We start from the raw sequence: 15,319 nt of genomic DNA, 5'->3' as shown, positions 1-15,319 counted from the left end.
CTATTTCTTGGTTCTTTTAGTTCATAAACTTTTCTATACCAAAAGGGTAAAACCGGTCATCCAGGAAAAGGAATCAGTGATAAATAGATTTATGAAATAAGCGTCTGGTATTGGATTTAGGAGATGTACTTTTTTAACGAAAAGCCCCTCTTTAACGGATCAAATAAAGATATCAAATTTAAAGGCTCACGCCGTCATCTATACCAGTCCGCTTTTTCCATATGGACAAACGGTATATCGGTATCCACTTCCCCTGCAATCTGTTCGAGGGGCAGGTCTTCCCCGTTCAGCCACTTAGAAAAATCAAATTGCACCGGCATCTGGTCCCCGCCTAGCGCAAACCATGCTCTCAATTCCTTGGGAAAATAGCCTGAAGTATGAATGGTGCCTGCCCAGCTTCCATAGAGTTTTGAAAAGACCCCTTGTTCAGTGTCATTTAAAAGATTGAATGCTTCGGATGCGCCCAAATCTTGTACCCGGTTTTTTTCCATTGTTTCCAGCCTTTTTTTCGAATCATCCAAATGGTGGCGGTTTTCTTCTGTCAGGATATGAAAATGATTGGTACAGGAATATCCCCGCCGGACTTCCACCCTTCTCGGTGAAGTTTCCACAATATACGGACTTTGACATTTCTGATCAAAAAAGGTGTAGCTAAAGGAATGGCGGTGAGGAATCTCTTTCATAAAATCGACTGCTTCCTCCGCTGTGGCGCATAGCTCCAGTGCCAGCCTGCCAATCATATTACAGACGAAACCGTCTCCAGGGCGTTTGCGGTTCATAAAGGTATAACCCATTGTTAACCCTTTTTCATTCAGGCCATCCATCCGTCCGGTCACTTTCTGGCCCGGCCCGATGACCGCATATCCCCCATCAGTCGGTTGAAAAACTGTGAAACGACCATCATAGGTTTTCGGATGGTAATCATAGTTACGAATCAGATAATCTTCCCCCACATAAATGGAACAACCAGAAGGGTGAATGTTCACCCGGTAACCCCCAAATTCCAGCAATACGCGTTCCAGCGGCCACTTCAGAGCATCCTGCAATCCCAAAAATTCCTCCCAGATATGCGGGGCCAAACTTTTATAGACGTGTTTCGTCTCCTCTGTATCAATCCGAAAGAGCGGTTTCCGGACTTTCCATTGTTGTTCCCGGTTTTTTACCATGATGGAATCCTTCATGATTTCACCTTGCATAAAACCAAATTCATAGTGGGTCCCGCGAAATTGAATAATGTCTGCAAATACTTTCTTCATGCTGGTAACCTCCATTGCTGCGATACTATAAGGATACCTGAATGGGTGCAAAAAATAAAAGGACAAGCCTTCAACCAAGCTGTGCCTGGCTTGCCTGTCTAGAGTTGTTTACTATTATTTCCATATTAACGTGGTATCTCTTGAAGGCTATTGTAACTGACAAGCGAACCAAGATGAATAAACGACTCGATTACTTCCTCTAACAGCACTTCCGCATCATGGTAAGCTCCAGCCGGAAGGATGTCCAAATGACGGTGACCCATATTACCGCAGCAATATACAAGCAATAAGGTTCTCGTTTCCCAAATTTCAAATCTAAACCGATACCAATGGTTCGTTGCTTCGAGATGCCGCCCTGTATGGAACTTTTTGTTTAGTAAATGGTGAAAAGCAAACTCGGCTTTGGCTCCTTTCAAAGATTTCCCTTCCACTAGAAATGGGTTACTATTTCTCGTATACAGGTACTCCAAGCCATCTATGGTGGCTATGCCTGTCTCCTTTTTTGTCGCGAAAATGACCGGGGAACGTTTATTTTTTCCCAATTCTTGAAAGTCAATGATATCACTCTGATCCCATTGGACATTGAGATCAGCCTCATGCAGCAAATTTGCCCATTTCCCTAAATCTCCAGGATTCTCCAGTCGTTCGCATGAAAGATAGGCTCCATCCTCAGTTAACAAATTTTCCACGATTTGCATATAGGTTCTGTCACCATACATTGGAGCTCCCTTCAAGTATTCCGCCAGTGACCAATACTTGGATATCAAAACAGGCCCCATTATCTCATGAAACGTTCGCACAGATATAATAAGGTCAAACGAGTCCTCCAAAAAGTATTCCTGCAGCTCCGCAAAATCCATTTTAAAGAAACTTATGTTATTCAATTCGAGCTGACTAGCCAATTGTTCGGCACATCGAATGCCGTTCTTTTCTTGATCGATGCCAATAATCTCCGCATCTGGGAAATGAGTGGCATACCAGCAAGCCATCAGCCCATTATCACAACCGATTTCCAAAATCCGTTTTGGTTTCAGTTGCTTTTGACTGTTGAACCAGTTGAGGAGGGCTGTATGAAATGATATGGTCCATGATTCTACAGCTAAACTGAAGGATAATGTCCGGTTCTTCACCTCATAAAGGTTCCCATTCTTTTTACGGCTGAAGAGCGGTTCAAGTTCCTCAGATAAAATGGGGTCAACTGCCGAAACATGTTTCCAGAAATCACTCCTACTTGTGCTGGCCTTGATTCCCGTTGACTCAAAAAAATCGGAAATGGTAGTTTTCTTTTGAATCGGTTCTATTAACATCTCTAATCTCCAGTTATCGAAAATAGTTATGACCATATATTAGGACTTGGTAATAATTATGGTTCGTTTTAATAATAATTTATTTTTGCAGTTTTTTCAAAAGATTTTATTTAACGCGTCTTCCTTTTGAATTGTTATGGTGCAAATATGGAGTATGTTGAACAGTTCTTGAAATGGTTATTGATTTCAATCAATGGTTACTTATGATAGCCTAAGAATAGAAGAAAAAAGCTATTTGTTAGGGGGGATAAATTGATACTAGAAGCCGCTATGCTTCAAGTCAAACCGGGAATGGAACAGGAATATGAAGATTCGTTTCGTAAAGCCTCAAAAATTATTTCATCTATGAAGGGTTATATATCACAAGAGTTACAATGTTGTATGGAAGAGAATGGCAAGTATTTGCTTCTAGTTAAATGGGAGAGTTTAGAAGATCACACTGTGGGATTTAGACAATCAAGTGAATACGAGGAATGGAAAGCACTTTTACATCACTTTTATCAACCATTTCCAACCGTAGAACATTTTGAAAAAGTAAATCTGAATTCTTAGTATGAATCGGGGTCTCCTGTACATAGGAGTCCCTGTCCGGTTTACTATTAACATGCTTCATTACCATGCCAAAAAAAACGCCACCAGTTAGGTGACGTTCGACTTTTTTATGTATGGAGGAGAGCAAGGGATTTGAACCCTTGATACGCGGTTAACGTATACACGATTTCCAATCGTGCTCCTTCGGCCACTCGGACAGCTCTCCATTTGTGGTGAAAAGACAGAAATCAAAATTCCTGTCTTTCGCCTGGCAGCGTCCTACTCTCACAGGGACTTGCGTCCCAACTACCATCGGCGCTGAGAAGCTTAACTTCCGTGTTCGGTATGGGAACGGGTGTGACCTTCTCGCTATCGCCGCCAGACTATTTCATTGAGAGATCATTCCCTCAAAACTGGGTAATCAGAAGAAACTTTGGTAAAACGAGTAGTCTGCTTTATTAGTGTTGTCTAGCTCCAGCGCACAGCGTCTAGTGTCCTTCTCTCATCTCCCTACGATAAGTCAACATCGAATCGCTACACTCTCCGTGTTTCCTTTATCTCAGTCGATGCGTTCCACAAGTAACGCTTCGGCAGCATAAGCATCGCACTAACAAAAAGCGATAGCTTTTTGTAGGAGGCCATACGCTGCTAACCGTGCGCTTCCGCTTTTCTTATTGGTTAAGTCCTCGATCGATTAGTATCAGTCAGCTCCACACGTCACCGTGCTTCCACCCCTGACCTATCAACCTGATCATCTTTCAGGGATCTTACTAGCTTGACGCTATGGGAAATCTCATCTTGAGGGGGGCTTCATGCTTAGATGCTTTCAGCACTTATCCCGTCCGCACATAGCTACCCAGCGATGCCTTTGGCAAGACAACTGGTACACCAGCGGTGCGTCCATCCCGGTCCCCGTACTAAGGACAGCTCCTCTCAAATTTCCTGCGCCCACGACGGATAGGACCGAACTGTCTCACGACGTTCTGAACCCAGCTCGCGTACCGCTTTAATGGGCGAACAGCCCAACCCCTTGACCGACTACAGCCCCAGGATGCGATGAGCCGACACGAGGTGCCAAACCTCCCCGTCGATGTGGACTCTGGGGGAGATAAGCCTGTTATCCCCAGGGTAGCTTTTATCCGTTGAGCGATGGCCCTTCCATGCGGAACCACCGGATCACTAAATTGACTTTCGTCCCTGCTCGACTTGTAGGTCTCGCAGTCAAGCTCCCTTGTGCCTTTACACTCTGCGAATGATTTCCAACCATTCTGAGGGAACCTTTGGGCGCCTCCGTTACTCTTTAGGAGGCGACCGCCCCAGTCAAACTGCCCACCTGACACTGTCTCCCATCCCGATAAGGGATGCGGGTTAGAATTTCAATACAGCCAGGGTAGTATCCCACCGACGCCTCCACCGAAGCTGGCGCTCCGGTTTCTCAGGCTCCTACCTATTCTGTACAAGCTGTACCAAAATTCAATATCAGGCTACAGTAAAGCTCCATGGGTCTTTCCGTCCTGTCGCAACCTGCATCTTCACAGGTACTATAATTTCACCGGGAGTCTCGTTGAGACAGTGCCCAGATCGTTACGCCTTCGTGCGGGTCGGAACTTACCCGACAAGGAATTTCGCTACCTTAGGACCGTTATAGTTACGGCCGCCGTTTACTGGGGCTTCGGATTCAGAGCGTCGCTTTGCAGCTAACCCCTCCTCTAACCTTCCAGCACCGGGCAGGCGTCGTTCCCTATACTTCGGCCTTTGCGGCTGCAGAGACCTGTGTTTTTGCTAAACAGTCGCCTGGGCCTATTCACTGCGGCTTACCGAGGCTATTCACCCCAGTAAGCACCCCTTCTCCCGAAGTTACGGGGGTCATTTTGCCGAGCCTTTAACGAGTTCTCTCGCTCACCTTATAGGATTCTCTCCTCGCCTACCTGTGTCGGTTTGCGGTACGGGCACCTTTTATCTCGCTAGAGGCTTTTCTTGGCAGTAGTGGAATCAGGAACTTCGGTACTCTATTTCCCCGCCGTCAGCAGTTGAGCCTTACGGTGAACGGATTTTCCTATTCACCAGCCTAACTGCTTAGACGCACATAACCAGCAGTGCGCTTACCCTATCCTCCTGCGTCCCCCCATCACTCAAACGATAAAGAGGTGGTACAGGAATATCAACAGTTTGTTGTCCATCGCCTACGCCTTTCGGCCTCGGCTTAGGTCCTGACTAACCCTGAGCGGACGAGCCTTCCTCAGGAAACCTTAGGCATACGGTGGATGAGATTCTCACTCATCTTTCGCTACTCATACCGGCATTCTCACTTCTAAGCGCTCCACCAGTCCTTACGGTCTAGTCAACGCCCTTAGAACGCTCTCCTACCACTGACATCGAAGATGTCAATCCACAGCTTCGGTGATACGTTTAGCCCCGGTACATTTTCGGCGCAGAGTCACTCGACCAGTGAGCTATTACGCACTCTTTAAATGGTGGCTGCTTCTAAGCCAACATCCTGGTTGTCTAAGCAACTCCACATCCTTTTCCACTTAACGTATACTTTGGGACCTTAGCTGGTGGTCTGGGCTGTTTCCCTTGACTACGGATCTTATCACTCGCAGTCTGACTCCCACGGATAAGTCTTTGGCATTCGGAGTTTGTCTGAATTCGGTAACCCGATGGGGGCCCCTAGTCCAAACAGTGCTCTACCTCCAAGACTCTAACTTCGTGAGGCTAGCCCTAAAGCTATTTCGGAGAGAACCAGCTATCTCCAGTTCGATTGAATTCTCCGCTACCCACACCTCATCCGCGCACTTTTCAACGTGCGTCGGTTCGGGCCTCCATCCAGTGTTACCTGGACTTCACCCTGGACATGGGTAGATCACTTGGTTTCGGGTCTACGACTGCATACTATTTCGCCCTACTTAAGACTCGCTTTCGCTGCGGCTCCGTCTCATCAACTTAACCTCGCATGCAATCGTAACTCGCCGGTCCACTTACAAAGGCACGCCATCACCCATAAATGGGCTCTGACTACTTGTAGGCACACGGTTTCAGGATCTCTTTCAATTCCCCTTCTTCCGGGGTGCTTTTCACCTTTCCCTCTACGGTACTGGTTCACTATCGGTCACTAGGGAGTATTTAGCCTTGGGAGATGGTCCTCTCCTGCTTCCGACCGGATTTCACGTGTCCGGCCGTACTCAGGATCCACTCGAGGAGGGAACGAAGTTTCAACTACAGGGCTGTTACCTTCTATGGCTGGCCTTTCCAGACCGCTTCATCTACCCCGTTCCTTTGTAACTCCATATTGAGTGTCCCATAACCCCGAAAGGCAAGCCTTTCGGTTTGGGCTGTTCCCGTTTCGCTCGCCGCTACTCAGGGAATCGCGTTTGCTTTCTCTTCCTCCGGGTACTTAGATGTTTCAGCTCCCCGGGTATGCCTTCTATACCCTATGTATTCAGGTAAAGATGCTGCCCCATTACGGGCAACGGGTTTCCCCATTCGGAAATCTCCGGATCAAAGCTTACTTACAGCTCCCCGAAGCATATCGGTGTTAGTACCGTCCTTCATCGGCTCCTAGTGCCAAGGCATTCACCGTGCGCCCTTTCTAACTTAACCTAAAATGGTTTAAAACCTAAAATGGCGATTACTCGGTTTTACTTGGTTTCTTCTATATTACGATTATCCAGTTTTCAAAGAACGAGTTTCTTGAGAGAATGGTTTCGAATTATACCTTACGGTATAATCCTCACAGAAAAGATTGCTCCCTCAAAACTAAACAAACAACAGAGGTCAACTGTTTATCAGTCCATGTGGACTGCATATTCCTTAGAAAGGAGGTGATCCAGCCGCACCTTCCGATACGGCTACCTTGTTACGACTTCACCCCAATCATCTGTCCCACCTTAGGCGGCTGGCTCCGAAAAGGTTACCCCACCGACTTCGGGTGTTACAAACTCTCGTGGTGTGACGGGCGGTGTGTACAAGGCCCGGGAACGTATTCACCGCGGCATGCTGATCCGCGATTACTAGCGATTCCGGCTTCATGCAGGCGAGTTGCAGCCTGCAATCCGAACTGAGAATGGTTTTATGGGATTGGCTTCACCTCGCGGCTTCGCTGCCCTTTGTACCATCCATTGTAGCACGTGTGTAGCCCAGGTCATAAGGGGCATGATGATTTGACGTCATCCCCACCTTCCTCCGGTTTGTCACCGGCAGTCAGATTAGAGTGCCCAACTGAATGCTGGCAACTAATCTCAAGGGTTGCGCTCGTTGCGGGACTTAACCCAACATCTCACGACACGAGCTGACGACAACCATGCACCACCTGTCACTCTGTCCCCTGAAGGGAAAATCCTATCTCTAGGAGTATCAGAGGATGTCAAGACCTGTAAGGTTCTTCGCGTTGCTTCGAATTAAACCACATGCTCCACCGCTTGTGCGGGCCCCCGTCAATTCCTTGAGTTTCAGCCTTGCGGCCGTACTCCCAGGCGGAGTGCTTAATGCGTTAGCTGCAGCACTAAAGGCGGAAACCCTCTTCAACACTTAGCACTCATCGTTTACGGCGTGGACTACCAGGGTATCTAATCCTGTTTGCTCCCACGCTTTCGCGCCTCAGCGTCAGTTACAGACCAGAAAGCCGCCTGCCACTGGTGTTCCTCCACATCTCTACGCATTTCACCGCTACACGTGGAATTCCGCTTTCCTCTTCTGCACTCAAGTCCCCCAGTTTCCACGACCTCCACGGCTGAGCCGTGGGCTTTCACATCAGACTTAAAAGGACCGCCTGCGCGCGCTTTACGCCCAATAATTCCGGACAACTCTGCCACCTACGTATTACCGCGGGCTGCTGGCACGTAGTTAGCCGTGGCTTTCTGGTTAGGTACCGTCAAAGGCACCGGCAGTTACCCGATACTTGTTCTTCCCTAACAACAGAGCTTTACGACCCGAAGGCCTTCATCGCTCACGCGGCGTTGCTCCATCAGACTTTCGTCCATTGTGGAAGATTCCCTACTGCTGCCTCCCGTAGGAGTCTGGGCCGTGTCTCAGTCCCAGTGTGGCCGATCACCCTCTCAGGTCGGCTACGCATCGTCGCCTTGGTGAGCCGTTACCTCACCAACTAGCTAATGCGCCGCGGGCCCATCTGTAAGTGACAGCTTGCGCCGTCTTTCAGCTTTCCCTCATGGGAGGAGAAGAATTATCCGGTATTAGCATCGGTTTCCCGATGTTATCCCAGTCTTACAGGCAGGTTGCCCACGTGTTACTCACCCGTCCGCCGCTAGCTTCGAAAAGCAAGCTTTTCCAAGTCCGCTCGACTTGCATGTATTAGGCACGCCGCCAGCGTTCGTCCTGAGCCGGGATCAAACTCTCCAAGAAAGTTGATTAGCTCAAAAAAGTTACGTTAGCTTCGTTTCGTCAGAAACGAATGTTTATTGTTGACGTATTGTTTGTTTAGTTTTCAAAGAGCAATTTTTTTCACTGTCAAAAGCAACAGGAATAATATTATATCGCGTTTCTTCTAATCTATCAATCATCATTTTTTTCAATTGCGACTGATATCGGCTCTTCTTTTAAGAGCAACGTTTAGTATCTTAACACCAAAACAGTGAAGATACAACCAAAAAATTATTTCCAAAAGCAATAACTTGTTCCACTCTTTTTGAGAGGGACTTTATATCTTAGCACTGTTAACTCCTTTATATAATGGAATTTCTTTCCATATAAAAGAGATAATGTTTCGAGTATTTTTTGTCGCTCACGAAACAGCTTACTAATAATATCAATGATACAGGAAAACATCAACATGTAAAATATTCCATTCGTTCACAAACGCTAACTAACATTCCAATGAATAAAAAAACGCTAAACTCTAACTGTATAGAGTTTAGCGTTTATGTTCTATGTAATAGCCCACACAATTTCACTAATTATGGCTGCTGCGTTCCCGCCCTGACCCGTTCTTAGTGGCCTTGTTGAACTATAACTCCGCAGGTAGGATTCGAACCTACGACCGATCGGTTAACAGCCGATAGCTCTACCACTGAGCTACTGCGGAATAAAATTTATTTAGTATGGCAGAGAAGAAGGGATTTGAACCCTCGCGCCGGTTACCCGACCTACACCCTTAGCAGGGGCGCCTCTTCAGCCTCTTGAGTACTTCTCTGTATGTTAAAGAAGAACTTACAACAGAAGTATATCATTCCTACCATATAACAGACTAGCTGTAAATCCTGGTAGTTCAAATTTACTACAGGAAGGTATCCCTCTAAACGATATGATGCTTATGAAATGGCTGTAAGCCAGGTTTTGTTCTTCCGTACTCCAAACGGCAGCAAGCCTTGTACCGGAAGCAGTAGTCATCTATCTATCGGCCATTAGCCGATTCATCCGTTAGGTTCATTTTCCGCTGGATGATGCCCCTACCTTAATTTGGGTTGCTCGCTCGTGGGGTTTACCCGTTCCACCTTTTCCGTTTCCAGATAAGCACGTCACTGTGGCACTTTCAGGTTACTATCAGCATATCCCAAAGGACTTAGCATGAATTCACCGCCGTCAGCCAATACTATAATTGACTGCCCACCCTTGCAGATGGCACGAACACTACAGGCATCTCAGCACTGTGCGAGCCTGGACTTTCCTCAGTTCCTTAAAAGGAACCGCAACTACTCACCATTTCATATTGAGTTATCGTTCATCGCTCGTTGCGACAAGAGATACTATATCAGGTTTAGAGCGATAAATCTCTAGGAGCTTAATTCCATTCTTTCCAATTGGCTTCGTTCCTATGGATTGTCTAAGCAGAAAGATAACTTTTTCACATTATTTTTTCCGTTCACTTTAATGAAAAAAGGAAAAACAATTAAAACGTCATAAGCTAGTCTTTATCAAAAAAGGAATATCTTCTTATTTCTTAGAAAGAGAAAGCCCTTCTGCAATGGAAAATTCCGCACTCGATATCAAGTTATTGACTGCGCTAAACAACGCTTTAACGGAGGAAGACATGATATCCGGATCGATTCCACAGCCCCAATAAACCACACCTTCCAAGGATGTAATCCCCACATAGGAAACAGCGTTTGATTTAGATCCAATTTCTAAAGCATGCTCCTTATAAACTAAATCCTTAAATTGAATACCGAGTTGATTCTGTATCACACTGCTGATCGCATCTAATCTGCCATTTCCAGTTCCAGTAAAATCATGAACTTCATCGTTTATCCGGATCGAAACAATAGTTTCGTAGTGATCATTGTGTGTCGAAGTATATTGGATGAATTCGACTGGTGTGCCAATATTAATATAGGTGGATTTGAATATTTCAAAAATCTCATTTGGCAGGAGCTCTTTGTGCAATTGGTCTGAGACATTTTTAACTTGATATCCGAAAGTTTCACGCATTTGAACGGGCATATCCAGGCCAAAATTTTGTTCCAGTATGTAGCCAATTCCGCCTTTACCGGATTGGCTGTTAATCCGGATAATATCCCCTTCATACTCTCTGCCAATATCCTTTGGATCAATCAAGAGATATGGAACAGACCAGTGCTCAGGTTCTTGATCCTCACGCCACTTCATCCCTTTGGCAATCGCATCCTGATGGGAACCCGAAAATGCGGTAAACACCAGTTCCCCGCCATAAGGGTGACGCTGATGAACCTGCATTCTAGTTAATTCTTCATGCCTAACAATAATTTGAGGAATATTTTCAAAATGCAGGCCTGGGTCTACCCCATGTGAAAACATATTTAATGCCAGTGTCACGATGTCCACGTTCCCCGTTCTTTCCCCATTACCAAACAATGTCCCTTCCACTCTTTGGGCACCCGCAAGCATACCAAGTTCCGCATCTGCCACTCCTGTCCCCCTGTCATTGTGTGGATGAACAGATAAAATGATATGGTCTCTGTAGTTCAAATGATCACTCATATACTCAATTTGGCTGGCATAAACGTGCGGCATGGACATGGAGACCGTAGCCGGCAAGTTGATAATCACTTTGTTTTCAGGTGTTGGCTGCCAAATATCAAGTACCCGGTTACAGATTTCAAGAGCAAACTCCATCTCGGTCCCCGTAAAACTTTCCGGTGAATACTGAAATTGAAAGTTTCCCTCCGTTTCAGCTGCATATTTCTTCACCAGTTTTGCTCCAGTTACGGCAATGTCGATAATTTCTTCTTGCGATTTTTTGAATACCTGCTCACGCTGGGCCACTGAAGTCGAATTATAAAGGTGGACTACAGCCTTGTTCGCACCTTCAAGTGCCTCAAACGTTTTTTTAATGATGTGGTCCCTCGACTGTGTTAACACTTGAATCGTCACATCATCTGGAATCAAATTCTGTTCAATCAATGTCCGCAAAAACGCATATTCTGTTTCGGATGCGGCAGGGAAACCGACCTCGATTTCTTTGAAACCTACCTCTAGCAGCAATTGAAAATATTGTAGTTTCTCTTCCAGATTCATGGGAACAATCAAGGCCTGATTGCCATCCCGAAGGTCCACACTGCACCAGATTGGCGGTTCTGTTATATACTCTTTTTCAGTCCATTTCAAGCTTTTTACGGGAGGCATAAAATAACCTCTGGCATATTTTTCGGTATTTTTCATCGTAACTCCCACCTTTACTTGTAATAATTTATTGACTAAAAATAAAAAGCCTATCGTCTCTTAAGAGACGATAGGCATTACCTACGTGGTACCACTCTTTTTGATTCATTAAAAAAACAAAATGAATCCACTTTGTGACTTGATTACGGGGTCAGCCGTTAAGACCTGATTATCAGCCTTACCACTCCTGGGTGAGTTGGGGGAATTATTGACTGTCTTTCACCGGCCGACAGCTCTCTAAACAATAATGGATCCTTAATACTCCCATTCATCGTGTTTCATCCGTTAAATTGTATGATTTTTCTCATTTTATAATGAATTTTGATAATAATCAAGATGTTTCTTATTTTATATACAAATAGAAATTTTATTTTACTGTATTCACTCCACATTATTGAATACAAACTTATCATCTTCACGCGATTCCAGAGTTACGTTGTTAAGCATTAATCCTCTAATATTGTTCGCTTTGAATCCATATTTGCCGACTGCATTTATATTTTCCAACCTTATACTTTTTAACGGACTTTCCGGCAGACCCGTCAAATAGATGGCATTACCTGTAAGAGTTTCTAATGTGATATTTTTAAATGAAATATCCCTAAGGATGGAAGTACCCTCATCCACTTCTTCTGCTTTATCCGGATCAAATTCCCTATGGCTGTAAAACTGATCAATGTAAATGGCACCCCTGAACCATTCACAGTCTTCATGTGATAAATCGTAGTTCTTAAATGTAATATCTTCATACTTTATATTTTCTACGATTCCGCCTCTTCCCCTTGGAGCCTTTATGCTGCCAACGCTGTATACATCTTGAAAATCACAGTCCTGTACCAAGACATTTCTTACACTCCCGGACATTTCACTGCCGACGGCCACGCCAAAACCACTTTTAAATTGGCAATTGGTAATCCTGACGTTTTCGGTAGGGATTCCCACCTTTCTGCCTTCAGCGTCCCTGCCAGATTTAATCGCGATACAGTCGTCCTGACTGGCAATCATCGAATGAAAAATGTAAATATGGCTGGAAGAATCGGGATTTAAACCATCGCCATTGACTATATCCATGTATTTTTTTCCGTCCTCATCATGTTTTGAATAAATCTTTACATTATTGACGCTAACATGGCTACAGTAGATAAGGTGTACGCACCATGCTGGTGACTGCTTTATGGTAATATCCTTAAGATAGAGATAATCAACATTTCTTATGCATACTGCTCTCCCTGGCTTCCCTTTCTTTTCTGTGATTTCTTTTCTTCGAAGAGCACTTCCATTGGCATCTATTTTACCGGGTCCCTCAATCGTGATATTTTCCGATCTTTCTTTGTTTGAAACGCCTGTATTGATAAGGCTTGCGTAGCATATCGTTTCCAAGCCTTCCCATCGATATTCGAATAAGGGATAATCGGCGGTGTCACTACTTCCAAGCAGCACTCCACCTTCATCAATAAAGAGGGTCATGTTACTTTTTAAAAAAATCGCTCCTGTTAAAAATACTCCTTTGGGAACATAAACCGTGCCTCCATGAGTACACTCGTCAATCGCCTTTTGAATGGCCTCGGTATTTAAAGTTTTTCCATCTCCAACTGCCCCAAAAGAGGTAATGTCAAAGGTTTCTCCTACTGGTTTTGTCGTCACTTTAACCTTATTGCTTTCCAATGATAATTCCCCATTTGTTAAGATGGAGCGAATATAAATTTCATATTCCTGTAAGCTTTCCAGATTATCAACGGTGTAATCTGTGCTTTGGCTGCTTCCATGTATTTCACTGTTAACATATATTTGATAGCCCACAATATCTGATGATTTTTCCGGTTTATCCCATAGAATGGCGATACTTGATTTATTTTGAGAAGCAGGGGGTGAAAACAGATGAAGCGGCAATATTTCTTGGTTACTATTGATTTTTTCCATACTATGTAATCCTCTCTATATAATTTCTTATTTTTTACAACTAGTGAATACCAATCAGCAAAAAGTTCATTTATTATCTGATGCAAATGCCTACAACCATATTGTATTTTAGTGCAAAATATTTTGAATGAATTAATCAGACATTTCTGTTCAAATATTAGACTAGATTCATAATTAGCTTGTCGTGGATCAGAATATATTTTTGATAAATTTAAAAGACCGAACATGCTAGCACATGTCCGGTCCTGCAAATGTAATTATTAATTCATCTGTTCTTTACTATCAAAATTTGGGCATTCATCACTTTCTTCCATTTCATCTCTCGTTAAACCATACGGCACACCATTTTCCGTATATCCTGCAATAAAGTAAAACATACCTTCCCCATCATCCTCAATCTGCTCCTTTTCTCTCCTCCTTTGTTCCTTTTGTTTTTGTCTGGCTTCGATTGACTTTTTTACCTGTTCTTTGTATGTTTGTTTAAATTTGTAGCCCAGCATTTCGAGTTCTGTGATGGCACAAATCAGGTCTACTCCAAACCAATTGCTATAACCTTTTGCAAGATTTTTTCCATTATAAATTTCAGCCCATTTTTTTGCATTCTGAAGACGATCTTTGCGGTTATACCGTTTTCTTCTCGGCGTGTTATTTGTATTATGTTTCTTTTTTGCCATTTGGTGCCTCACTTACGTAGTAATTTACATAATATTGTTATGTAGTTAGTATGTTGTATGACTTATCAAAATAAATACTGGTATTTTTATATTACCACAAGAGCCCGTGCCGTACATTCACACACATTTGTGCATAGTTTCACATAATGCACAAAGTTTTTAAATCGGCTTTATTGCTTTTGATGTTGAATGTGCCAACGTTCGAAATACTCTTTCACTGACCCCAATTTCATACCTCCTCAAAGGTTTAACAGTTTCCATAATCTAAAACAACACAGGAGACTACTGTAATAATTTGGATAAAATACTTTAGATAAAAAAAGAGAACACATTTATGTCTTTCAATGTGTTCTCCTATTCATTTATATTCATTTATCTCTTGAGCGCCGATTGTAATCTCTTTCGATTCCTTGCTTCCAGCTTCGGTCAATCTTTTTGCCGCTTCGAAGATGGATTACCGCTTCACTTACTGCTTTAAAATTTAATTCCGTTCCTTGTTCATCCGCATGATATTCAACCGCAAAATCCTCATCTATCCCAAATCTTGCAGCAGTAGAGATGGCATCAATATTCGCTCCAAGGAACAGGAACTCCCAGCCAAACTGCTCTTTTTGGTGCTGGACCATCCTTCTGATTTTTTCAGCCGTAAACTCGCGGCTGGCATTTTCCATCCCGTCCGTGGTAATCACGAATAGAACCTTTTCCGCCCGCTGGTCTTCACTGGTCCTCTTTTGGACATTGACGATTTTTTGAATGGTAAAACCAATGGCATCCAACAAAGCGGTGGTTCCCCCTACCTGGTAATCTTGATCCGTTAAGGGTGATATGCCTTTAACATTGATTCGGTCATGCAATAATTCGTATCCGTGGTCAAACAATACCGTGGTCACAATCGCTTCCCCATCGGCATTTTGTTGCTTTTTCAACATTGAATTATACCCGCCAATGGTGTCCCCTTCCAGGCCTGCCATGGAACCGCTTTTGTCCAAAATAAACACTAATTCCGTTAAATCTTTTTTCAAAATCATCATCCTCCGTTCTT

General features: G+C 44.1%; 7 protein-coding genes, 3 tRNA genes, 3 rRNA genes, 2 other RNA genes and 1 other annotated feature. Of the genes, 1 reads left to right on the top strand and 14 read right to left on the bottom strand.

Going from position 1 to position 15,319, the window contains the following annotated elements:
• Positions 1-194: 194 nt before the first annotated feature.
• Together ACY8D0_RS25220 and ACY8D0_RS25215 are read right to left on the bottom strand one after the other, a co-directional pair.
• On the bottom strand, positions 195-1,256 hold the full coding sequence (locus ACY8D0_RS25220; protein ID WP_462413215.1) for a C45 family autoproteolytic acyltransferase/hydrolase: 1,062 nt from the start codon (positions 1,254-1,256) through the stop codon (positions 195-197).
• Between the two features lie 125 nt (positions 1,257-1,381).
• On the bottom strand, positions 1,382-2,563 hold the full coding sequence (locus ACY8D0_RS25215) for a methyltransferase domain-containing protein (protein ID WP_462413214.1): 1,182 nt from the start codon (positions 2,561-2,563) through the stop codon (positions 1,382-1,384).
• Positions 2,564-2,815: 252 nt separating this feature from the next.
• Here ACY8D0_RS25215 and ACY8D0_RS25210 point away from each other — a divergent pair, with 252 nt between their 5' ends.
• Entirely contained in the window at positions 2,816-3,115 is a 300-nt protein-coding gene (locus ACY8D0_RS25210) for an antibiotic biosynthesis monooxygenase family protein (protein WP_462413213.1), read from the top strand.
• 114 nt (positions 3,116-3,229) lie between these two features.
• Here the strand turns inward: ACY8D0_RS25210 and ACY8D0_RS25205 are convergent.
• The 12 genes from ACY8D0_RS25205 to ACY8D0_RS25150 all read right to left on the bottom strand — a co-directional run bounded on the left by ACY8D0_RS25205 (position 3,230) and on the right by ACY8D0_RS25150 (position 15,299).
• A tRNA-Ser gene (locus ACY8D0_RS25205) sits at positions 3,230-3,320 on the bottom strand.
• A gap of 40 nt (positions 3,321-3,360) precedes the next feature.
• Positions 3,361-3,477: ribosomal RNA gene (gene rrf, locus ACY8D0_RS25200) — 5S ribosomal RNA — on the bottom strand.
• A 291-nt stretch (positions 3,478-3,768) separates the two neighbouring features.
• Positions 3,769-6,694, bottom strand: a 23S ribosomal RNA gene (locus ACY8D0_RS25195).
• Positions 6,695-6,908: 214 nt separating this feature from the next.
• Positions 6,909-8,452 (bottom strand): 16S ribosomal RNA (locus ACY8D0_RS25190).
• The 16S, 23S and 5S rRNA genes sit together here with 1 tRNA gene alongside, the layout of an rRNA operon.
• 523 nt (positions 8,453-8,975) lie before the next feature.
• An RNA gene (ffs, locus tag ACY8D0_RS25185) (signal recognition particle sRNA small type) lies at positions 8,976-9,060 on the bottom strand.
• A tRNA-Asn gene (locus ACY8D0_RS25180) sits at positions 9,060-9,131 on the bottom strand. Before ACY8D0_RS25180 ends, ffs begins: the two co-directional genes overlap by 1 nt.
• Positions 9,132-9,148: 17 nt before the next feature.
• A tRNA-Ser gene (locus tag ACY8D0_RS25175) sits at positions 9,149-9,239 on the bottom strand.
• A gap of 127 nt (positions 9,240-9,366) precedes the next feature.
• Positions 9,367-9,750: RNase P RNA component class B (rnpB, locus tag ACY8D0_RS25170), an RNA gene on the bottom strand.
• Positions 9,751-9,979: 229 nt separating this feature from the next.
• The gene (locus ACY8D0_RS25165) at positions 9,980-11,683 is read right to left on the bottom strand and encodes a 2-isopropylmalate synthase (RefSeq protein ID WP_462413212.1); all 1,704 of its coding nucleotides are present in this window, start codon (positions 11,681-11,683) and stop codon (positions 9,980-9,982) included.
• Positions 11,684-11,743: 60 nt separating this feature from the next.
• Positions 11,744-11,964, bottom strand: a binding site (T-box leader).
• 100 nt (positions 11,965-12,064) lie between these two features.
• Positions 12,065-13,603 (bottom strand): glycosyl hydrolase family 28 protein, encoded by a 1,539-nt coding sequence (locus ACY8D0_RS25160; RefSeq protein ID WP_462413211.1) that lies wholly within the window; start codon positions 13,601-13,603, stop codon positions 12,065-12,067.
• 260 nt (positions 13,604-13,863) lie between these two features.
• Entirely contained in the window at positions 13,864-14,277 is a 414-nt protein-coding gene (locus ACY8D0_RS25155; RefSeq protein ID WP_462413210.1) for a hypothetical protein, read from the bottom strand.
• Between the two features lie 368 nt (positions 14,278-14,645).
• On the bottom strand, positions 14,646-15,299 hold the full coding sequence (locus ACY8D0_RS25150; RefSeq protein WP_462413209.1) for a vWA domain-containing protein: 654 nt from the start codon (positions 15,297-15,299) through the stop codon (positions 14,646-14,648).
• Positions 15,300-15,319: the final 20 nt, after the last annotated feature.

It is taken from the genome of Neobacillus camarae, from assembly GCF_054950115.1.
Note: the sequence above shows the minus strand (reverse complement) of the source record. Positions and strands in the feature narration are given on the sequence as shown.